The 22,556-nt window shown below is 55.0% G+C and carries 16 protein-coding genes; 15 read left to right on the forward strand and 1 reads right to left on the reverse strand.

Annotation, left to right across the window (positions count from 1 at the left end; translation table 11 throughout):
- The first annotated feature begins 25 nt into the window (after nucleotides 1-25).
- The 15 genes from AAC086_RS02285 (at nucleotide 26) to AAC086_RS02355 (ending at nucleotide 13,775) form a co-directional block, all read left to right on the forward strand.
- The gene (locus AAC086_RS02285; protein ID WP_339774778.1) at nucleotides 26-1,231 is read left to right on the forward strand and encodes a phosphoribosyltransferase domain-containing protein; all 1,206 of its coding nucleotides are present in this window, start codon (nucleotides 26-28) and stop codon (nucleotides 1,229-1,231) included.
- Nucleotides 1,231-1,965, forward strand: coding sequence for an HAD family hydrolase (locus AAC086_RS02290; protein WP_339774779.1), 735 nt, complete (start codon nucleotides 1,231-1,233; stop codon nucleotides 1,963-1,965). Before AAC086_RS02285 ends, AAC086_RS02290 begins: the two co-directional genes overlap by 1 nt.
- The gene (locus AAC086_RS02295) at nucleotides 1,965-3,065 is read left to right on the forward strand and encodes a cysteine protease StiP domain-containing protein (RefSeq protein ID WP_339774782.1); all 1,101 of its coding nucleotides are present in this window, start codon (nucleotides 1,965-1,967) and stop codon (nucleotides 3,063-3,065) included. The genes AAC086_RS02290 and AAC086_RS02295 overlap by 1 nt, the downstream gene beginning before the upstream one ends.
- A gap of 307 nt (nucleotides 3,066-3,372) precedes the next feature.
- A complete protein-coding gene (locus AAC086_RS02300) occupies nucleotides 3,373-3,966 on the forward strand; it encodes a TerD family protein (RefSeq protein WP_339774785.1) in 594 nt (197 codons plus the stop codon).
- 10 nt (nucleotides 3,967-3,976) lie between these two features.
- Nucleotides 3,977-4,426 (forward strand): tellurite resistance TerB family protein, encoded by a 450-nt coding sequence (locus AAC086_RS02305; RefSeq protein WP_339774787.1) that lies wholly within the window; start codon nucleotides 3,977-3,979, stop codon nucleotides 4,424-4,426.
- 62 nt (nucleotides 4,427-4,488) lie between these two features.
- The gene (locus AAC086_RS02310; protein WP_339774789.1) at nucleotides 4,489-5,439 is read left to right on the forward strand and encodes a calcium/sodium antiporter; all 951 of its coding nucleotides are present in this window, start codon (nucleotides 4,489-4,491) and stop codon (nucleotides 5,437-5,439) included.
- A gap of 74 nt (nucleotides 5,440-5,513) precedes the next feature.
- Entirely contained in the window at nucleotides 5,514-6,092 is a 579-nt protein-coding gene (locus tag AAC086_RS02315) for a TerD family protein (RefSeq protein ID WP_339774792.1), read from the forward strand.
- 78 nt (nucleotides 6,093-6,170) lie between these two features.
- Nucleotides 6,171-6,749 (forward strand): TerD family protein, encoded by a 579-nt coding sequence (locus AAC086_RS02320; protein WP_339774794.1) that lies wholly within the window; start codon nucleotides 6,171-6,173, stop codon nucleotides 6,747-6,749.
- Between the two features lie 104 nt (nucleotides 6,750-6,853).
- Nucleotides 6,854-8,011, forward strand: a complete 1,158-nt coding sequence (locus AAC086_RS02325; protein ID WP_339774796.1) for a TerD family protein — start codon at nucleotides 6,854-6,856, stop codon at nucleotides 8,009-8,011.
- Entirely contained in the window at nucleotides 7,990-8,121 is a 132-nt protein-coding gene (locus AAC086_RS02330) for a hypothetical protein (protein WP_339774799.1), read from the forward strand. The genes AAC086_RS02325 and AAC086_RS02330 overlap by 22 nt, the downstream gene beginning before the upstream one ends.
- Nucleotides 8,118-8,759, forward strand: a complete 642-nt coding sequence (locus AAC086_RS02335) for a VWA domain-containing protein (RefSeq protein ID WP_339774802.1) — start codon at nucleotides 8,118-8,120, stop codon at nucleotides 8,757-8,759. Before AAC086_RS02330 ends, AAC086_RS02335 begins: the two co-directional genes overlap by 4 nt.
- Before the next feature lie 45 nt (nucleotides 8,760-8,804).
- Nucleotides 8,805-9,440, forward strand: coding sequence for a VWA domain-containing protein (locus AAC086_RS02340; protein ID WP_339774804.1), 636 nt, complete (start codon nucleotides 8,805-8,807; stop codon nucleotides 9,438-9,440).
- A complete protein-coding gene (locus tag AAC086_RS02345; protein WP_339774807.1) occupies nucleotides 9,440-10,501 on the forward strand; it encodes a TerY-C metal binding domain-containing protein in 1,062 nt (353 codons plus the stop codon). Before AAC086_RS02340 ends, AAC086_RS02345 begins: the two co-directional genes overlap by 1 nt.
- Nucleotides 10,498-12,288 carry a PP2C family serine/threonine-protein phosphatase gene (locus tag AAC086_RS02350; protein WP_339774809.1) on the forward strand — a complete coding sequence of 597 codons (1,791 nt, stop codon included), beginning with the start codon at nucleotides 10,498-10,500 and terminating at the stop codon, nucleotides 12,286-12,288. Before AAC086_RS02345 ends, AAC086_RS02350 begins: the two co-directional genes overlap by 4 nt.
- Nucleotides 12,285-13,775 carry a lipopolysaccharide kinase InaA family protein gene (locus tag AAC086_RS02355; RefSeq protein ID WP_339774812.1) on the forward strand — a complete coding sequence of 497 codons (1,491 nt, stop codon included), beginning with the start codon at nucleotides 12,285-12,287 and terminating at the stop codon, nucleotides 13,773-13,775. The genes AAC086_RS02350 and AAC086_RS02355 overlap by 4 nt, the downstream gene beginning before the upstream one ends.
- 103 nt (nucleotides 13,776-13,878) lie before the next feature.
- Here the strand turns inward: AAC086_RS02355 and AAC086_RS02360 are convergent, their stop codons facing one another.
- Nucleotides 13,879-22,482, reverse strand: coding sequence for a glucoamylase family protein (locus AAC086_RS02360; RefSeq protein ID WP_339774815.1), 8,604 nt, complete (start codon nucleotides 22,480-22,482; stop codon nucleotides 13,879-13,881).
- Nucleotides 22,483-22,556 lie beyond the last annotated feature (74 nt).

The raw sequence follows: 22,556 nt of genomic DNA on the forward strand, positions 1-22,556 counted from the left end.
AACAATAAAGGCTGCAACGAGAGATATGCTTAGGCAAACCGATACCTATGACCTCGAAGCAGGCGTATTGACGCTGACAACATCTGTGCGAGAAGGACCGGATCTGTTTCGCATTGCGGAACGTCTGAATCCCAAGCGCGCGTTTCTCTTTGTGTCAACAATCCTTGGACGACATATTCCTGTGGACCCCGCAGAACACAGGGCGGCCTTGCAGCAGTTGGCAGAAGGTGTGGCGGCACAGCTTTTGCCTGGTCCGGTTTTTGTTATGGGATTTGCAGAAACTGCTGTCGGCATTGGCGCGGGGGTTTTTGATTGTCTCAGGCTTTCGGAGCCCGAGCGTAAAATGGGGTACCTGACAACAACGCGGTTTGCGCCGACGGGGGCGCAGGAATGGTTCAGGATTGAAGAAAGTCATTCACATGCTGTTGAGCATTTAATTTTTGAGCCAAGGCCCGGGGTCCTTCACCATGGACCTGATGCGACACTTGTGATCGTTGATGACGAAGCGACGACGGGCGCAACCTTTGCTGAACTGGCTGCCGGATTAAAAACCAAAGGTTTGACCTTTGGTCGCCTTATTCTTGTAACCTTAACAGATTGGTCTGACGGCCAGGCAGAAGATGCCGTCAGGGGTATTTTGGATGATGCGGATGTGTTTAGTGTCACCGTTCAGAACGGCACCTGGTCGTGGATGCCTGATGAGACAAAGACGCCGTTAGCTTTGCCGGGTTCGTGTAATCCTTCGGTTAAAACCTGGATTCCCGACTCAGTACAGGAATTTGCGGCGCCGCGTGTTGGTCTTTCCAGCAGTCAGATCAGGCAATCTGGCGAGGATATCCTGTCAATACTCGAACATAACGGCTTTCAGCTTCCCGATGCAGGGGATCGCATTCTTGTGGTCGGCGCCGGAGAGCATGTTTGGCAACCAATGCTTGCCGCAGAAGCGCTGAGTGAGCGCGGGTTTTACACGCGTTTTATCACAACCACCCGATCCCCCATCCTTCCTGGCGACACCATTCGGCATAAACTGAGTTTCCCCGACCATTACGGCCAAGGATTCTGGATGTATATGCACAATGTTGTGCCATCGGAGTGGGATCGTATCCTGTTTTTTACCGAGACCGGCGCGGATGGGCTGTGCGATACGCTTTTGTCGGCGTTGGGTCAAATAGATGTGATTGATGGTGCGGGCGCCATTTCTGTCCTGAAGCCAACGGAAGGAATGCCCTAGTGCGCCCCGTTTTTTTCTCTGATCTGGATGACACGATCTTTCAAACGGCACGAAAGATGCAGGAGGCCCCTGACCTCGAAAGGTTAGCTTCCGAAGCGTTGAATGGAAGCCATTCCTATATGTCTGCATCCCAGGCCCTTATGATGAAATGGCTTTTGACCTCGACGCGGTTCATCCCTGTAACGGCCCGCTCCTCAGAAGCCTTGGGACGTTGCAGATTACCGTTTGAGGATTATCAGGTTTGTACCAATGGGGGCGTGATCCTTACCCCCTCGGGCATCCCTGATCCGGACTGGCACGCAAAGATGAAGCGTGAAGCGGAGGCAGTGGCGGCGGAACTTGAAAATTTGATGTCATTTATGTCCCGGAAAACCACACCAGACCGGTTCAGATACTGGATTGTCGAAGAGTTCGGGACGGGGTTTTATTTCTGTGTCAAATCAAACGATGATGCTCAAAGGCTTGATGAAATAGACGATGCGCTGAGCCGCATTGCCGCACCGGGATTGGTGCGGCACCGCAATGACAACAATCTTTCGTTCACACCTGCGGGTATTTCCAAGCGGTATGCTGTTGAATATCTGTCTCAAAAGCTGCTGAGCGACAAATCCGTGCCGGTCTTTGGCATGGGCGACAGCGTGACAGACTTACCTTTTATGGCAACCTGCGACATGCTGGTTATTCCCAAAAATTCGCAAATTGATCAAAAGATATTGCAGTCAGAGGAGCGTTGATGCCTCAGTCCGATCAAATGATCATTGGATCTTATAACGCTGAGGACGTCACGTTCCTTCTTAAACGGGTCCGGATGGCGCCAACGGATATTTCAACCAAGGAAAGAAATATCCAAAGCGGGGCTGTGCATTATTCGGAGATGATCTCGGAGGAGCGCCGACCTGATGCGCGCTATTTGAAGATTTTCGAGAAGGCGCGTCAAAAGAGTGAGGACCGGATCGCACGCGAGATATCGGGGCTGGCCCGGCGCATTGTTACGCGTATCGGCAACGGCTCTCTTGATCGTCACATCACACTATGCTCGCTTGTGCGCGCCGGGGTGCCTTATGGCGTTTTACTGCAACGGGAACTATCTGCCCTGGGCGTGGATAGTCAGCATTTTGGCGTTTCAATCATTCGTGATCGCGGTCTTGATCGCAATGCAATCGACTTTATTCTTGGTAAACACCCCGCAGGGGGGGTTATTTTTGTCGATGGCTGGACCGGGAAGGGTGCGATTTCAACCGAGTTAACAAAATCGTGGCAAGAAATCACGGGGCGACCCCATGTTGAACTTGCCGTTCTGGCTGATCCAAGCGGTTTTGCCTCTATGGCGGGGTCGTATGAGGACTGGCTGATCCCCTCGGGTATTCTTGGCGCAAATGTTTCAGGCCTTATCAGCAGATCGATCCTGAACCGGCAAGTCATCGGCCCCGACGATTTCCATGGATATGTGCCAGTAGACCATCTTGCCGATATCGACATATCACTTGATTTTGTCGATCGGATTACGCAGCGCATGCCTCAATACAGGGGCGGCAACGCCATCGCAGATCCGGCAATAGATTTGGCGCAACTGCGCGCCCGTGCGCGCGCTTGCATTAATATCGTCGCGGAGATGTTTGATATCGATGACCTTAACCGGGTTAAGCCAGGAATTGCCGAGGCAACGCGGGCCGTTTTACGAAGGCGCCCCAAAAAGGTCATAATCAGGTCACTTGAAGACCCTGATCTTGCTGCACTCATTCATTTGTGCCAGCTGGACCACATCGAACTGCTTGAAAATGCAACGCTTACTGGTCCGTATCGTGCGATAACGTTGATTGAGAAAATGTCCTGATGCGGGCATCGAGGGATCGCGCTGCCGGATCGCTGTAGCCAAGCAAAATGGAGAGCTCGCTGCTGCCATGCCAGCTGGTTAATTGCCACCGGACAGCTGTCAAAGATGATCGAGTTCACAGCTATCGCGGTTGCAAGTTTTATTTAAGTCTTTAAAAAACAGAGAAAATAAAATTCTATGTTCCGACGCGCAGGGGAAAGAAAAAAATTAAATTAGTCGATTTCTCTTTCGCTCAGCTTGTATCAGGATACATGTTAACCACTCCATTGATGTTAACTTTCACCATTCGGAGAACAAGGAGAATAATATGAGTATCTCGCTTTCCAAAGGGCAGACCTTGTCCCTCGAAAAAGACACGGGTTTATCCAAGATTTTTATGGGCTGCGGCTGGGACCCGGCAAAACCCGAAAAGAAGGGTTTTTTTAGCAGCCTGTTAGGCGGCGGCGGCGGAGCAGATGAAATTGATCTTGATGCCTCTGTGATTGTTTTTGATGCCGACAAGAATGCGATCGATCTGGTGTGGTTTCAGCAGCTCAAGTCACAAGATAACGCAATCAAGCACAGCGGTGACAATCTGACCGGCGAAGGCGACGGGGATGACGAGATAATCTATGTCGACCTCAAGGCTCTGGATGCCCGTGCGAAATACCTTGTTTTTACCGTGAACAGTTTTCGTGGTCAGACTTTTGACGAAGTTGATAACGCCTTTGCGCGCCTTGTTGATCAAAGTAAAAATGTAGAGATTTGCCGCTATACCCTGACCGAGAAAGGCCGTCACACCGGTGTTGTGATGGCTTCGATGGAGAAAACGGGTTCCGGTTGGCAATTGACCGCGCATGGCAACCCCACTAACGGGCGCACCGCGCAGGATCTTACGGGCGCGGCATTGGCTGCGATTTGAGGAGAATGACATGCTAAACTGGTTAAAAGAAAACGCCGCACAAGCACGCTCAAAACTGACTGCCGAAGCCTCCAAATTTAAAAATAAAGCCTTTATGGAAGCCGTTGTGAACGGCTGTGCTTTGGTGGCGGCAGCAGACGGCAGTATTGATTCGTCTGAAAAGCAGAAGATGGCCGGATTTATCGAGCGCGCCGATGAGCTAAAACACTTTGATATGCGCCAGATTATTGAAGTCTTTCAGAAAGCGGCTGGCGACTTCGAATTCGATCACGGGATAGGCAAAGCCTCTGCGTTGAAAACGATCAGCAAAATCAAAGGCAATGATGAACAAGCACGACTGCTTGTAAGGGTTGTCTGTGCCATTGGTGCTGCTGATGGCGATTTCGACGCGCAAGAAAAGGCAATGGTCGCCGAGATTGCGCGCGAACTTGGCCTTAATCCGGCGGATTTCGATCTTTAAGTCATGGCGAGTTTTCGGGCAGGCCTGTGCGCCTGCCCGTTTTATAAATGCTGGAAATCTAAATGCACGAGCTCGACACATACCAGCTGACTGTTATCGCCCTTGGCGCGATCTCTTTTGGCATTTACCTTCTTATAAAAGGTGGCGACTGGACAATTGACAACGCAGTGGTCATTGCTGAAAAATCTGGTCTTTCAAAGCTTTTCATCGCAGCGACAATTGTTGCCTTCGGAACCTCGGCACCTGAACTTTTCACGTCTGTGAACGCGAACTTGTCGGGCTATCCGGGGATTTCAGTTGGCAACGTGATCGGTTCGAATATTGCGAATGTCTTGATGGTGATTGGCATTTCCGCCATGATCGCACCTATTGTCTTTAGCCGTACTCAAGTGCGCGTGGACGCCCTTGTCATGCTCGGTGCCACCGGGGCAATGGTTGTCGCCATCATGTCCGGCCTGTTGCCCCGCTGGGGTGGTTTTGCCATGGTCGCGGCGATCATTCTTTATGTTGTATACCAATACAAAGCCTCCAAACTCGACATCGATGAAGTGGAAGAACATGAAGCCGGTAGCGCTCACCCTGGTGTGATGGTGGTCGTTGGCATAATTACACTGGTCGTTGGCTCTGAACTTCTGGTTCAAGGTGCCGTGGCCGGTGGTCTGGCGCTTGGGGTGCCCGAGGCCGTGATCGGAATGACGGTCATTGCCTTTGGAACATCGCTTCCGGAACTTACAGCCTGTGTGGCTGCGGCGCGGAAGAACCACTCCGACATGATCATTGGCGGAATTGTCGGGTCCAATATCTTTAATATATTGTCTGTCATGGCATTTTCGGCGGTCGCAAAACCGTTGGTCATTGAAAGCCGATTTGCCAGCTTCGACATGCCGATCGTGGTTGCCGTGACGTTGCTTTTTGCGGTCTTCCTGCTTTTTGCGGGCAGAATAGGCCGTGTGGTCGGTGCGCTGATGGCTGTTAGCTATCTGTTATTCACTGTTGCACAGTACCAGTACTGACGCCCGTCTTAAATTCCCCGAGAAGATGATTTGCACCATTTTCTCAACGCTCTCTGACAAGAAAGGATGAAAAAATGGCCCTTACGCTTTCCAAAGGTCAAAACCTCTCGTTAACCAAAACAGACCCGGGACTGTCGAAAATCCTTGTCGGCCTGGGCTGGGACGAGCGCCAGACAGATGGCGCTGAATTTGACCTTGATGCTTCGGCGTTTTTGCTGACCGAAGCCGGCAAAACCCGCAGTGATGCCGATTTCATTTTCTATAACCAGATGAATTCGGCATGTGGTTCTGTCAGCCATACCGGCGACAATCGTTCAGGCGAGGGCGACGGTGATGATGAAGCGATCAAGGTTAATCTCGGCATGGTCCCGGCAGACGTTCAGACGATTGCAATTACCGTAACGATCCATGACTTTGAAGCGCGCAAGCAATCCTTTGGCCAGGTTTCCAATGCTTTTATCCGCATTGTGAACGACGTGACGGGGTCAGAGGTGGTTCGCTATGACCTGACAGAAGACTATTCGACGGAAACGGCGATGGTTTTTGGCGAGCTGTATCGTCACAATGGCGAATGGAAATTTCGCGCTGTCGGCCAAGGCTACAATGGCGGTCTCGCCGCACTTAGCAAACAGTACGGCGTCAATATCGGTTAATTTTGAGCTCTCTGACAAACAGGAATGCCGACATTCGACTGACGGCATGTTTTCGTAAATTAATGGAAGGAACTGACAATGGCTGTATCACTTCAAAAGGGTGGCAATGTCTCGCTGACCAAAGAAGCTCCGGGTTTGAGCAAAATAATCGTCGGTCTGGGCTGGGACCCGCGCGCGACCGATGGTGCTGATTTTGACCTTGATGCGTCGGTTTTTGTCTGCGGCGAAGACGGCAAAGTGCTGTCAGACAGCCACTTTATTTTCTACAATAACACCAAAAGTCCTGATGGTTCGGTCGAACATACGGGCGATAATCGTACCGGTGCGGGTGAAGGTGACGACGAACAGGTAAAGATTGACCTTGGCAAGGTACCTGCCGATGTCAAGAAACTTGTCTTTGCGGTAACCATTCACGAGGCTGCCGCGCGCAAGCAGAATTTCGGGCAGGTGGGCAATGCCTTCATGCGGGTCATCAATCAGGACGGTGACAAGGAACTGGCCCGTTATGACTTGTCGGAAGACTATTCTGTCGAAACGGCAATGATTTTCGGCGAAGTCTATCGTCACAATGACGAGTGGAAATTCAAGGCTATCGGGTCCGGTTTTGAAGGCGGCCTCGGCCCGCTAGCCTCCGCCCATGGCGTGAATTTGGGCTAAGCCCGGTTTTAAGTGCGCGCGGATAAATCTCTGCGCGCACTTTTTACTTTCAAAACCGGAAATCTGCACAGAATGCAATTTGGACGAACGCCAGGAGATCCGCTATGACCACCCTTGCCATGGGCGCAAATGCCCCGCTTTCATCGCTGACGTTCGAACTTGACGTTCTGTTGCCACAAGGAAGTCAAATCGATGTTACGGCTTTGCAACTTTATGCCGACGGCAAGGTTCGGGGCGACGGTGACATGTGCTTTTTCAACCAGACAACAATCGGCGGCGGAGCTGTATCGCTCACTACCCGTGCCGACAGACAAAGCTTTGCTTTTGATCTGGGCAAAGTAGGTCGGGATGTCGAAAAAATTGCGGTGAACGCGACGCTTGAAGGTGGTGCCTTTTCGTCTGTGCGCGACGTAAAGATTGTGACATCGGACGGTATTGAAATGCCGGTGGATACAACGGGTCGGTCGGAAGCAGCGCTGATCCTGTGCGAAATCTACCGGCGTAATGATCAATGGAAAATACGGAATGTCAGCCAGGGGTTTAATGGCGGGTTACAGGCTTTAGCCGAACATTTTGGTGTGGAGGTTGCCGCCCCCGCCAGCCCCGCACCGGCCCCGAAGCGTTCATCCGTACCCTCAACGCCAAAACCCAGTGTTAATCTTTCCAAGGTTTCGTTGACAAAGAAGGAAAGTACGATTTCGCTGAAAAAGGATGACGGCAAGTTTGGCCGCATCCGGGTTAATCTGAACTGGAATCAGAAACCAAAGCCTGGTGGCTTTTTTGGCATGGGCAAGCGCAGCATTGATCTTGATCTGGGGGCCTTTGTTGAATTTCAGACCGGTGAAAAAGGCGTCGTCCAGGCGCTTGGGAATTCATTTGGTGATTTAAACAATCTGCCATTTACCCAGTTGATGGGCGATGATCGGTCGGGAACATCGGCGGATGGCGAATGGCTTGAAATCAACGGTGATGCATGGTCCCAGTTTCGGCGTGTTCTTATTTTCGCTTTTATTTATGAAGGTGTGGCCAACTGGCAAGAAACAGATGGTGTCATTCGGATGATGGTGCCCGGTCAACCCGAAATTGAAGTTCGCATGAATGAACTAAGCACCAACAGAAAAGATGGCATGTGTGCCGTTGCCCTTTTGGAAAACAACAATAACCAGATCCGGGTCAGCCGCGAGGTTCGTTTCTTTAATGGTCACGAACAGGTTGATAACGCGTATGGCTGGGGACTGGCATGGCGCGCGGGCCGAAAATAGCACCTGCGACATCGGCATTTCCCGCCAGGGTTACCAGTGCCGATATTATGGAACGCCTTGAAAACCGCGCCGGAGTGGACCCGTTTATCAAAGAAAGGTTTATCGCATGAGAAGACTTCCCGTATACCTTCTGCTTGATACATCGACCTCCATGCGCGGTGAGGCGATCGATGCCGTCCGCGATGGCCTTGATTTGCTGGTCAGCACGTTGCGCCAGGACCCTTATGCGCTGGAAACCGCCTATTTGTCCGTGATCACCTTTGATACTTCCGCCAAACAGGTTGTACTCTTGACGGAACTTACCGAATTCCAGGCACCAAACATCGAGGCCAATGGCGCAACATCAATGGGTGAGGCGCTTTCGCTGGTCGCAGATTGTATTGGTCGCGAGGTCCATAAATCGGATGCCGAAACCAAGGGAGACTGGAAGCCTTTGGTTTTTCTGATGACGGATGGCGCACCTACCGATAGCTGGCAGAAAGGTCTTGCCTTGTTTCAGGCTGCCAAGCCGGGCCTGGTTATATGCTGTGCGGCAGGGCCGCGTGCGGACACGAAAGTGCTTCAGGCAATTTCCGAAATTGTCGTGACGCTTGATACGGCGGATGGTGCAACGATTGCATCCTTTTTCAAATGGGTATCGGCATCGATCACGACTTCTTCGCGCAAGATCGATCTAAGCAAGAATGATGTTGGCGGTGTTGAAGAACTTCCACCGACGCCTGCGGGGGTCAACCTGACAAAATCCTGATTCTGATGATACCGGAATCAAAGGAACAGATTTGAAAGGACCAACATGAGAAGACTTCCCGTCTATATTCTCCTCGACACGTCAGGCAGTATGCAGGGTGAACCCATCGAAGCTGTCAATTCTGGCATGGAGACCCTGATCGGCGCGCTTCGGCAGGACCCCTATGCGCTTGAGACAGTTTATATGACCATCATAACTTTTGATGCCGAAGCGAAAACGATCCTGCCGCTTACGGCACTGGAAGATGTGGTCCTTCCACAGATAACCACGCCGCGCTCTGGCCCCACACATCTGGGGCTTGCGCTAGAGGTACTTGGCAAGCAGGTTAGTATCGACATCATTAAAAGCACAGATGAAGCCAAGGGCGATTGGGCACCTTATTTGTTTGTGATGACTGATGGCAAACCTTCGGATACGCAGCTTTATCAGGAACAATGTGTTGCAATGCGTAAGCTGGGTTTTGCAAACATCATTGGCTGTGCCGCGGGCCCCAAAGCGCGCGAAGATGATCTCAAACCGCTATGCGATCATGTCTTGCGTCTTGATACGATGGATGGCAGCGCTTTTGCTCAGCTTTTCAAATGGGTCTCCGAAGTCATCGCTTCAGGGAATAAAAGCCTTGGCAGCAATACAACAACCAGGTTGCCGCCGCCGCCGCCGGAAATTAATGTGGTATTGTAATGCGCAAGTTTCCTGTTTTTTTGGTCATTGATGTTTCAGAATCAATGGCGGGTGACGCCCTGATCGAGCTTGAGAACGGGATGCGTCAGATCACGTCAGATTTGATGACCGACCCTTATGCGCTCGAGACGGCGTGGCTTTCCGTCATTGCCTTTGCCGGCCGGGCCAGAACGCTGACCCCCCTGACCGAACTGCCGGAATTTGTGCCACCGCATCTTCCTGTTGGCGGTGGCACCGGGTTGGGTGGTGCGCTTGTTCATCTGATGGACGAAATAGACCGGAATGTATCGGTAAACACCGCCGGGCAAAAAGGGGACTGGAAACCACTGGTGTTTCTTATGACCGATGGCGTTCCGACAGATGATGTTGAACCGGCCCTGCGACGGTGGCAGCAGGAATATGCCCACCGTGTTGCCCTTGTTGCGGTTTCCATCGGGGGTGGGGGCGACCCGGCGATTTTGTCGCGCCTGACCGATGACATCATCCCCTTTGATGACACGGCAGAGGGGGCGTTTAAAAGATTCATCATGTGGATCACCAATTCGGTTAAAAGCTCAACCCGCAGTGTCACGGCGGGCGGCGGTATCAGCTTGGCCAAGATCGGAGACGATGTTTCCGGGGGCAGTGCGGGCCGCTTGCCGTTTGAGTCCGTTGATGATCGCTATGCGGTGTTTGTCGGCCGCTGCACAAAAAACAGAGCACCATATGTTGTCAAATATGAACGTCATTTAAATCAGATCGGTTCACAGGACCCACGGCTGGCAGAGCTTTTCAAGAGGCGAGACTATCTGCTAAAGGCAGCCGTGCCGGTGCAGGAAGACTATTTTGAGTTGTCGGATGGGTCGCGCTCTGACGCAAGTGTCAGTTCTGTTCAACTTATCGGGCAGCCCGACTGCCCGCATTGCCATGTGCCGTTTGGCATGGCGGTATGTGCCTGTGGCGGCATTCACTGCGTTACGGGTGATGGTCCCGCAACCTGCCCCTGGTGTGGAAAGACCGGGAATTATGGTGTTTCAGACGGATCGGATGGTGGCTTTGACATCGGGCGGGGCCGAGGATGAGCAGGTGTCCCGAGCAAAAAACCTACGAGGATATTGCCTTTCGGTCTTTTGTCTCGACGTTGTGCTGTAATGGCCATCGGGTACCGTCAAATATTCCCAAGGGGTTTGAAAACCTGACCGAAGAAGAACTGACCGTTCTGGCCTATCTTCAAGAGGTATCGAAGGATCGATCTTCTCAAGCGGACCCCCCAAATGACGATCAAGCGGACTTCGGCACTGAAGATACCCTATCTAAAGACGTTAATGATGATGTTGATGAAGGTGACGGTGCCACGGTTTTGACCTCATCGTTAGCGGGCGAAACAGAGACCCCAATACAGAATTCAACGGCAGCCGATGGTACTGTGCCAATTACCGAGGAAATAAATAGTCGCACTGCTCCTCGTCAGATGTCGGGCAGCGCGCTATCTCAGGAGGACGAAACGTTGATCAATGGGCCAGGTGGTATTCCGAAAACGGGTTTCGAGGCATCGCTTTTAGAACCGGATCGGATTAACCTGAAAAATGGTCGGTCTCGTCAGCCTTATGAAGCCGCAATCGAGGGCTATTGTGGCATTGAGATCACCGATGATGGCGGAACCGGTTTGGCAATTTCGTCAGATGGTCAGGTTTCGGGGCATGATATTCAAGCGGGTGAATACACACTGTTTTTAAAAGCGACCAAGCACGATATGCCCGTTGTCATTCGTGCCCGTTTGTCGATTATCCCGGACCCTCGCGATCTGTGGAAAACCATTGCCTCTGATCAAGAGGCGCCGATGGCAAAACCGGATCAGGATTTCGATAGCCAAACGGGTGACGGTCTTATCGTGGCGGCCAGCAAGCGTGGTCGGTCTCACGCCCAGGAGGGCAAGTATCGCGATGATGATTTTCGCATCCGTGCCGATACAGATACCGGTTGGCATATTCTAATCGTTGCCGATGGGGCCGGGTCAGCCGAACTCAGCCGGGAGGGGAGCAAGATTGCCTGCGAAACCGTCATGGAGGCATTGCCGGGACTTTTGGCCGAAAAGATAGATCCTTATCTTGAAGAAACCCTGGCACGATATGATCGGGACCCTGACTCCTGGGCTACCGAAGTGCGCAGTGATCTGCTTTATCCCGTCCTCCCGGAGGCGGCCCTCAGAGCGGCCCGCGCGATCGAGGACAAGGCCGCCGCAATGAAACTTGAGCCGCAAGAGTTTTCAACGACGATTGTGATTGCGATTTCCCGGAAGGTGTTGGATCGGTGGTTTACCGCAAGTTTCACAATCGGTGATGGCGGTGTCGCAATTTTCAACGCCGCAGTACAAACAGTCACTGTAATGTGTCGGCCCGACAGTGGCGAATTTGCCGGTCAGACGCGGTTTTTGGCATCGACAGAGTTCCGGGACCCGCAATCTGTCATGGGGCGCGTCTTTGTGGACCTTGGCGAAAGCTACACTGTTCTTGCCGCAATGACCGACGGTATTACAGACCCTAAATTTCCAACGGATGCCGCCTTTGCCAATTTGGGTATCTGGGCGGATTTCTGGGCTAATGATCTTTGCGCACAGGTTGATTTTCATCCGGATAATGATGACCTGAAGGAACAAATGATGGCCTGGCTTGATTTCTGGTCGCGTGGAAATCACGATGACAGAACCATCGCCTTGATGATGCCAAAGCCGCAAAGCCGCCCCGTTTCGGACCCTCAGATCGACGAGCGGACAAAGAAGGACGAGCCTGAACCCGAACCTGAAGAACCCCAGGCCCAGGCGCCCGCAGCACCCGATCACGAACCCGCCAATCGGGCACATGACAAATGACCATTGTAAATCTGGTATCTGAAGGTGGAAAGCCGGTTTCTTTTGTTGATGAAGTGATTGCTTCCGGGGCGATGAAAGACATTTATGTCAGCCCCGACAAGACCTATGTGGTTGGTTTTTTCAGGGATGCGCAGGACGCGGCCCTTAGGGAACGTCTGCGCGAAATTACCACGCGGTATAGAAACAATCTTTTTGATAAAGATAGTGGCGATTTCTGGAAAGATTACTTTTGCTGGCCTGTAGACACCGTCGAACATAACGGTCGGATCGGGGTTGTCGTGCCATTTTATGCGTCAGATTTCTTTTTCCAGTACGGAAGTGTGAAAGATGACATGCTTAAAATTCGGGGCAAGGACAAGGAGGGCAAATGGTTTGCCTCTGCTTCCAACCGGGAGAAATTCCTGGACCCCCGCGAGAAGGGCAACTGGCTCACACATCTTCAGATCTGTTTATCGATTTCGCGCGCGGTGCGGCGATTGCATATGGCGGGCCTTGCGCATTCAGATTTAAGCTACAAAAACGTTCTGGTTGACCCCACAAAGGGCAAAGCTTGCCTGATCGATATTGACGGGCTGGTCGTGCCCGGAAAATTCGCGCCTGATGTTGTTGGCACGCCTGATTTCATCGCGCCCGAAGTCATCGCGACACAACATCTCTCCAAGGATGATCCGGCAAGGGTTTTGCCCTCCCGGACGACGGATCGCCATGCGCTGGCCGTTTTGATTTATATGTATCTGTTTTTTCGGCATCCGCTGCGCGGGCGAAAGGTCAACGATCCCGATGCCACGCGCGACGAGGAACTAAGCATGGGAGAGCGTGCACTTTTTGTCGAGCATCCCGACGATACGAGCAACCGGGTTCGCCCCGGCGAGTTAAGACCCCAGTCACTGCCTTGGGGCGATCCGTCCGAACGTCCCTATACAATGGCGGGTCCGCTTTTGACCGAACTGTTTGATCGCGCCTTTATCACGGGTTTGCATGCACCTGAAAAGCGCCCGTCTGCTGCTGACTGGGAGAGTGCGCTAATCCGCACGATGGATATGATACAGCCCTGTTCGGCAGGCTGTGACATGGGCTGGTTTGTGTTTGATAATTCACGTGCGCCTGTCTGTCCGCATTGTGGCACCGCCTATCGTGGTAAATTGCCGGTGCTTAATCTGTATTCAAGCCGGACCAAGGGAAGTTTTCATGCTGACAATCATCGTGTGATGGTATGGAACGGCCAATCAATCTTTCCGTGGCATGTGAACCGGACGATTTTCCCCAATGAACATCTCAATGCCGCATTGAAAAAAAGGGTGGGCTATTTTCAGTTGCATGATGGCGACTGGTATTTGGTCAACGAAGCGATGCCGGGCATGAAAAACATTTCCACCGATAAAGAAATCGCTATTGGCGATAATGTGAAACTCGAGGATGGATTACAGGTTCTGTTGTCGGCACAGGAGGGCGGGCGGCTGATTCACGTACAGATGGCAGGCGTGTGATCTGCTCATCACAGTTTACGCAGGCAATATTCTTCTTTTTTCGAAAGCCCGGTCGTTTTTTCATCTGACGAAGGGCGAAAAACACGCGCATCATGTTACTTTATCATCCGACAGGCGTTTTGGTCCGGTCACGATCAAGGGCCAGAAACAGCTTGTGCGGGACACCATCAAGCGGGAGATAGGCCACTGTTGCGGGGGCGATGACTTGTCCATCAAGCCGAGATATGGTCTGATCTGTTTGTTCCACGCGAATATCGCAAATTGTATCTGCGACTTTGAGGCGGGCGGAAAAGCCCGGCCAGTCTTTTGGAATGGCAGGGGCAATCCGCAAGCGATTGCCCTCGCGTGTGATGCCTAATATCCCTTCAATGGCGGCGCGGTGCATCCAGGCGGCAGAACCGGTATACCAGCTCCAGCCGCCACGGCCGATATGGGGGGCAATGGAATAAACATCGGCGGCCACAACATAAGGTTCGGTTTTATATTGCTGCACGGTCTTGCGGGTAAGTGCATGGTTGATCGGGTTCAGCAGGGCAAACAGTTCGGCCGCGCGATCACCATCGCCCAGACGGGCCCAGGCCAGGATGGCCCACATGGCCGCATGGCTGTATTGCCCGCCATTTTCGCGTAATCCTGGCGGATATCCGGCGATGTAACCAGGGTCATGGGCCTCTGCTTCGGGGTTAACGCCAAAGGCGGGATCAAACAGCAGTGACAGACCATCGGCACGGCGGACAAGCTGTTGGTCGAAGGCTGCCATTGCCTGTGCCGCACGGGTGGGCTTGGCCTGACCAGATAAAACGGCCCAGCTTTGCACAATGGAATCTATGCGACAGGCCGGGGCCGATGCCGTGCCCAGCCATGTGCCATCGTCGAAGGTCGCGCGCCGATACCAGGCACCGTCCCAGGCTTTGGCCTCTATTGACTGGCGCAGGGTCTCTGCCTGTTCGCGCCAGCGATGGGCGATGGTGGCGTTGCGGGGCTCGGCCAGGGCAGCAAAGGAATGCAATGTTTGCAACAGCAACCAGCCAAGCCACACACTTTCACCCTGGCCTTTTTCACCGACGCGGTTCATGCCGTCATTCCAGTCGCCCGTGCCGATCAACGGCAGGCCATGTTGACCGGTGAGCTTTAAGGCGCGGTCGAGCCCAAGGGCACAATGATCAAACAAGGATGCCCCATGACCTGCATCGTCGGGCAGGAAAAAGGCATCATGTTCGTTTTCGCAAAGGCGATGCCCGTCGAGGAAGTTGATGTGTTCATCCAGTACCGCTGTGTCGCCGGTCATGGTGACATAAGCCGCAACCGCGTGCCCAAGCCAGACACAATCATCCGAGATGCGGGTACGTACACCCTGCCCGGAATGGGGCAACCACCAATGTTGCACGTCGCCTTCGGGGAACTGGCGGGCAGCGGCGCGTAACAGATGGGCGCGGGTGCGTGCGGGCTGGGTCAGGGTCAGCGCCATATTGTCTTGCAACTGGTCGCGAAAGCCATAGGCACCACTGGCCTGATAAAAGGCGGCGCGGGCCTCGATGCGACACGCGAGCGACTGATAAGGCAACCAGCCATTGACCATGATGTCCATGGCGCGGTCGGGCGTTTCGATTTCAAGATCGCCCAGGGTATCGTTCCAGTATTGTTGCACCTTTGCCAGCTCTGCGTGCGGGTCGGTTGCGCGCATTTCTCTGACCAGTGCGACAGCTGCGTTTTCGTCTGTGCATTGGCCCAGCAGATGAACGAGCTCGACGCTGTCGCCCGGGGCCAGGGTAAGGGTATTGATCATTGCCAAACAGGGATCATGCCCGGCACCAACCCGGCCTGACAGTGTTGTCTGGTGACGCAGTCCGGCCGGGGCGGCGGGGCTGCCATGTGACCCGAGAAATTCCGTGCGGTCACCAGTCCAGCTTTCGGCATCGCAATTGGGTGTGAACAGGCTGGTAAACATCACACGGCCGGGAAAGGCGGTGTTCCAGGGGTTGCGTACCAGAAGCGCGCCGGTTTCCGTGTTGCGTGACGTTATAAGGAACGGGGCAGATGCCGCGCGTGATACACCCATAACAGGTTCACTATAGGCCGCAACACTAAGCTGGCGGGGTATTTTGCCGGTATTAACCAGATGCAGGATCGATATGCGTACCGGTGCGTCACGCGGGACGAATTGCACCATATCGCAGGTAATGTGGTCGGCCTGATGGGTAAAGCGGCTATAGCCGAAGCCATGACGCACAATGTGCAGACCAATTTCCTGGTCTGAGTTTTTACCCGTGACGCCGAGCGGGCGGGCGGTTGGTGAAATCAGTGTACCGCTCACATCGTCGCGGATGTAAAAGGCCTCGCCAGAGGGATCGGCCACGGCGTCGTTGGACCATGGGGTTAACTGGTTGTCACGGCTGTTTTCGGCCCAGGCAAAGCCACTGCCGCTGGCAGAAACCTGAAAGCCGAAGCCGGGATTGGCAATAACGTTGATCCAGGGGGCGGGGGTTGTGTTGTCCGGGCCAAGCTCGATGACATACTCGCGTCCGTTTTTGTCAAAACCACCCGTACCGTTAAAAAATTCGAGGCCGTCGCCACTGGCCTGCGGGATCACGGAACTCAGCCGGGCCGTGCGCCTGTTCCGTATGCGGGGGCTGGCGGGGTCGTCAGGGGTGGCATCCTGGTTTGTATGCGCGCCGATGCCTCCGACCTCGGCAGGGCCGGGTGCCGGATCATGCAGTAATGTGCCAAGCTGGCTTGCAATATCACCGCGTCGGGCCAGCAAAACCACCCGTGCGGCAGACAGCAACTGTGCGCGCGCCTCGGGTTCGATCAGATCCGCGCGCAGCGTAAAGACCGACCCGCTTGCCAGATGATTGCCATTGCGGGGCCGCGAATGGCTGCTGCGAAGGGCAGTGTCAATTGCCAGCTGAAGTTCCTGGATATAGGAAGCCGGGTGTTCATTGAGGATGACCAGATCGACGGTAAGCTGTTTGTTGCGCCAGTATTCATGCGCCTGAAGCAGACTGCGAACCTGTCCGATATCGGCGGGATCGTCGATGCGCAGCAATACAATCGGCAGGTCGCCCGAGATCGCCAGTGGCCAAAGCCCCGACTGACGCCCGGCACCGCGTGCCAGCATTTCGCCAGGTGGCCGGAAACGGGCATCGTGATAAAGGATTGGTGCCGCAAGGCGCTGGAAATCGGCGGCTTCGCCCGGTGAAATGCCAAGGTGACGCAACTGTACCTGGGCCCGTGTCCAGGCCAGTGTGCGGGCACGATCATAGGCATTGTGGTCGTGATGGCGGTCGATCAGGTCGATCAACGCGGCACGGCTGTTGGCAGCCACCATCCAGATCATAACCCGTGCGGTGCGCCCTGGCGCGATATACAGCCGGTTGCGCAAGGCGAAAACAGGGTCAAGCACAGTGCCGGTATTCCCTGCCAGTCGTGCCGGGTTGCCAATAGCGCGCGGCAATATCTGTGCGTGGTCGCGGCCCAATGCGGTTGCCCGGTCGCTGTCATATTGCAGCGGTGCGGTGATTTCGCCGTCAATAACGGTGAATTGTGCCGCCCATATTTCGGGTTCCTGCGGGCTGCGCCGACGACGCCAGGCAATCAGCGCGCCATATTCGGGCAGAAATTCTGTCTGGACGAACATGTGCGAAAACGCGGGATGGGCGGCTTCCGAGGCGGGCGAGGCCAATGTCAGCTCGACATAGGAACTAACCTCGATTTCGCAGGCTTTGCGCCCCGAATTGGTAATAGACAGGCGGCGGACTTCGGCATCGGCTTCGCCTGAAACCAGAATGTCGAGCATGGTGTCAAGCTGCCCTGTTCGGGCGGTAAAGGTTGTATGGTCCTCGAAGAATTGCACATCCTGGCGGTTGTCGGTTCGGCCATGGCCACAAGGGCCAAAGCCTTTCTCGGACCCTTCGGTAAGGTTGCGCAAATGCAGGAAGGCACCCTGGTCATCGCGTGTTGCATCTTCGCGCCAGCGGGTCAGGGCAATATCGCCCCAGCGGCTATAGCCACCACCGGTCGCTGTGAGCATCACGGCATAACGCCCGTTCGACATCAGATGGCTAACCGGCGGCCCGTCGGGACAACCCGAAATCCGGCGGCCGCGCTCGGCGTCTGACGGCAGGGTGCTGGGTGCTGCGGGTTCTTCGAGCGGGGGCAGAACGCGGGCGATGTCGCGCGGCAAACGTTCGTGCAGCAGCAATTCGCTGGCATGGATCATGGGTTCACGGTGAAATCTTTGCCGCATCAATCCGTTGTTGAGCGCATTGGCGATGGCAACGATGGTCATACCCTGGTGATGGGCCATATAGCTTTGCACCACCGACACGCGTTGTCCTGGCAAGACACGGCGGGGTGTGAAGTCCATCGCTTCGTAAAAACCGCAAACACCAAGCCCGCCCAAGGCTTCCAGTGTGTCGTAATTGCGTCGTGCCGCGCCGGGGTCAAGCATGGTTGCAAGGCCCGTTGCATAAGGTGCGATCACCAGATCACCGGCAAGGCCGCGTTTCAGGCCAAGGCCCGGAACACCGAATGTTGAATATTGATAGGTGAATTCGACATCGCGTGCGTTAAAGCCGGATTCCGATATGCCCCAGGGAACATCTTGCGCGCGGCCATAGGCGATTTGACGCGCAACGACCAGGCGACAGGTGCGGCCAAGCTGGCCCCCCTCTGGTTCGGACATCACCAGTTCGGGCATCAGGTATTCAAACATTGAACCGGCCCACGAAACCAGCGCTGTCCCGCCCCGAATGGCTGTCGCAGCACGCCCCAGCCGAAACCAGTGGCGCAAAGGGACATCTTGCTTGGCGATGGCAAACAGACTGGCCAGGCGGGCCTCGGAGGCCAGCAGGTCGTAGCAGGATGGATCCAGGGCATTTTCATGAACGGAATAGCCGATCGAAAGCAATTTACGGTCAGGGTCCAACAGGAAGGTAAAATCCATTTCCATCGCCAGGCGACGTGCTGTTTGGCCAAGTTGGCGCAAATGTCGCGCCAGGCTGGCACAATCAGCCTCGGTCATGGTGGCGTCGGCGGCGGCCTCGATCAGGCCGTCATATAGCAAGGACATCCACGACGGCACGGTTTCATCGGGCAGGCTGTCAGACCGGTCGGTAAGGCATTGCAGGATATCCCAGTCGATCTCGTCTTTTTGCAGGCCGTTGCGTAAGGCTGTGATCGTTTCTTGCAGGGCGGGATTAATTGGAATTGGCGATCGTGCAGCGTCAATCTCGATTAAATCGAGAAGATCAGTCAGGCCGGTTGCGCGATGTTGCAGGTTGGGTGTTTCGACGTCGGCCCATTCGTCGCAGGCATTGGCCAGTGCAATCAGGTGCCCGGCCAGGTTGCCGCTATCGACCGACGAAATATAGGGCGGGTCAAGAACCCGACCGTCCCTTGTGTCATACCAATTATAGAAATGCCCTTTAAGACGCGGAAGGGCTTCCATCGCCGCAAGGGTTGCCGCGATCCGTTTCGTGCCTTGCTGGCGCCCGATCCAGCCAAAATCGCGGGCCGCGACTGTTGCTAAAAGATACAGCCCTATATTGGTCGGCGAGGTGCGGTGCGCGATGACGGGGCGCGGGTCTTCCTGAAAGTTGTCAGGCGGCAGATGGCTATCCTCGGCGGTGACAAAGGTTTCAAAATAACGCCAGGTTCGGCGCGCAATCAGGCGCAAGGATTTGGCATCTTCCGGGGTGAGTGCGGCGTCGGGCTTGGGGGTGGGCGTTTGACTGACGCGAAAGGCGATCCAGGGGGCTGCAAGCCAAATCACGGCAAAAGGTAGGATCAAAGGCAGTGCCGCAGGTGCAACGATGCCTGCGAGCAAGGCACCAACCACGCCCAAAGCGGTGCCAGGCGCCATGGCGCGGGCAAAGCCGTGCAGATCGGGGCGTGGTGCCGCGGCGGCAGATGCGGCTGTGGTCCACTCCAGCATGTGCCGCCGGGAAACCCCCAGCCGCCAAAGCGTGCGTAAAATGGCATCAAGCGAGCGCCATGCGGCATCGGCTAAAAACGCCGCCGCAAGACCGGTCTGGAGCAAGGCCAGCTTGAGATCTTCGTGCATCAGTCGCAGATGTGTTCGCAGATGCAGCCCCGTTCGGTGCGGCACAGCAGAAATCGCCGCATGCAGGAATGACGGCAGCATTAAAACCACCAAAGCCAGCCCCGTTGCCAATACCGCAGCCAGCCCAGGTAACAGCCAGCCGACAATCAGCATTGTCAGGGTTGCCGGAGCCAGTAGCGACCGTCGTAACGTATCAAGCACCTTGATCCGGCCTAGCGCACTAAGCCCGCCATTCGGACCAAGCCACGGCAGAAGCTGCCAGTCGCCCCGGCACCAGCGATGTACGCGGCGGGCGGCAAGGTCTTGCCGTTCCGGAAAGGCTTCGACCAGTTCGACGTCCGAGGCAAGCCCCGCCCGTGCGAAGATGCCTTCTAACAGATCATGGCTGAGCAGGGTGTTGTCCGGCACGCGCCCGGCCATAACCGTTTCAAAGGCATCAAGGTCGTAAATGCCCTTGCCGGTAAAGGAACCCTCGCCAAAAAGGTCCTGATAGATGTCTGACGCGGCGGTGGCATAGGGGTCCATACCGCCCGGCCCGGATGTGGCACGCAAAAAAGCTGTGCCCGTTCGCCCGGCAGGCAGGGACGGTGTAACGCGGGGTTGCAAAATGGCGTGACCTGCGGTGACCCGTTGCAGGGCGGTGTCAATCACTGGCCGGTTCAACGGATGGGCCATTTTGCCAATCAGGCGCTGTGCGGCATCACGCGGAATACGTGTATCGGAATCCAGTGTTAGAACATACCGCACACCTGAGGGCACAACCGGGGTGCCGCCGTCCGGGGTGCGATAATCGGTGTCGGTGGCTCCGCGCAAAAGGCGGTTCAATTCGTGCAGTTTGCCGCGTTTGCGCTCCCATCCCATCCAGATATGTTCGACCGGATTATAGCGCCGTTGGCGGTGCAGGTGCAAAAACCGTACGCCAGACGGACCAGGCCCGTAGCGCTGGTTCAGCCCCTGTATTCCCTTAGCGATCAGTGCCAAAGTGGCAGCATCGCCGGGTATGTCCTGTTGCGGTGCGTCCAGCCCGTCGGTTAAAAGTGCAAAGGTAATGTCCCCTTGCGCGCCAGAAAGAAAATGCATTTCCAGCCCTTCGATCTGTTCTTGCAGATCGTCGCGTGAACTGGTTAGCATGGTGGGCACAACCAACAGAGTACGCAAAGCTGTTGGAATACCGCCTTCAAGCGATAATCCCGGCAATGCGGCAGCGGGCACGGTCCATCCGGTCAGGCGGTCGACCAAAAGCTGTGCCACCGCACTGGCGGGAACCAGGGCGGCAAAGGACCAAAGCGCCCACAGGGCCAGGGAGGGTGCGGTATCACCCGTTTCGGCAAGGATACCAAGCGCCCAAAGGGCAAGTGCAAGCATTCCTATCGTAACGCCAACCAGACTGCCGATATAGCCCGACAGGCTGGGCCGGAAAGAAATTCGCCGCTTTAAGTTCTGTCGATAGCCAATTTTGCGTTCAAAGGCGGGTCGTCCTTCGGCCAGCAGATGCCAGCCGGGGTCACTGCGGCGCAAAATTTCGGTTTCTGTCAGCGGGCCATCAGGCATTTCCGGCACTGCGGTTGACGCGGCGAGAACTTGCTCGGCTATTTTTGTTTCGCTGCTGTCGCTGTGCCGGGAAAGATCTTCGATTGCGGTGCGATACAAATTGCGGCTGGTGAAATCCATGGACGAAAAACCGGGATGTTCGCGCAGTTTCGCATCGACCAGGCTGACGCCTTCGAACAGGTCCTGCCAGTCCATTTCGGAGATTCTCCGCAGGCTGGTGATGACGTTGCGTACCGTAACGTTAGAGGCACCTTGCCGTTCCTGGGCATGTTGCACCACAAGATCGACTTCGGTGCCTTGCTTTGCCAATCGTTCCTCCAGCCATGCGATGGCGGGCGTGATCTGCGGATCGCAATCGCGCAGCCGTTTGGCAAGTTGTGCGGCAAAGACTTCAGGCAGGTCATCATCCGGGTGGGCATCAATATCGCCAAGCGAGATTGGCCGGGCATCATCGATCCCTAAAATTCGATCCGCCAACTGGTTGGCTTCGTGTCGCCGTTGATGGCCAAAGGCGATCTGATCGGACAAACGGCGCAGGTTTTCCAAAAGCACAAGGCGCAACGTAATCGGCGCAGCCCAAAGTTCGCCAATGGTCAGCGGCTGTATGCGCTGATAGGCGCGCAAATATCGCGACAAAGCAGGGCCGTCGAGATGGCTGTCGGTATGGGCGACATAGGCCCAGATCAGCTCGAATACCCGTGGATATCCGCGAAACGGTCCCTTGGCGAGCTTGGGGAGTATTCGATAGTAGCTGGGCGGCAGGTCGGTGCGGCATTCGCGAATTTGCGCATCTACCTGGTGGTAATTATCCAAAAACCACTGCGCCGCAGGCACAATCGGGCGCCCGGCGCCAAGCTCAAGGCTACAGGCCCGGCGCGTGACAAGCAGGGCGACGGCGTTGTCTTCCAATCGACGCTGCAGCGATGCAACGCGCGGTGGTGATGCCGATATATGCTGTTCCCGGGCCAGACTGGCGGCGTGCTGCTCCAGCCGTTCCATCCCGAAAAGTTCAGCCCGGACGGGGTTAACATCATTCCAGGGGGCCGCGCTGCCACGGTGGAGCGGTAACCATGCACGTAACCGACCGCTCATCAGCAAGCCTCCAGGGCAATAATTGGCCAAATACCGGCCATAGAATTAAAAAAATCGTATGCCAAACAACAGAC

Source organism: uncultured Thalassospira sp. (assembly GCF_963976115.1).
Classification (GTDB): Bacteria; Pseudomonadota; Alphaproteobacteria; order Rhodospirillales; family Thalassospiraceae; genus Thalassospira.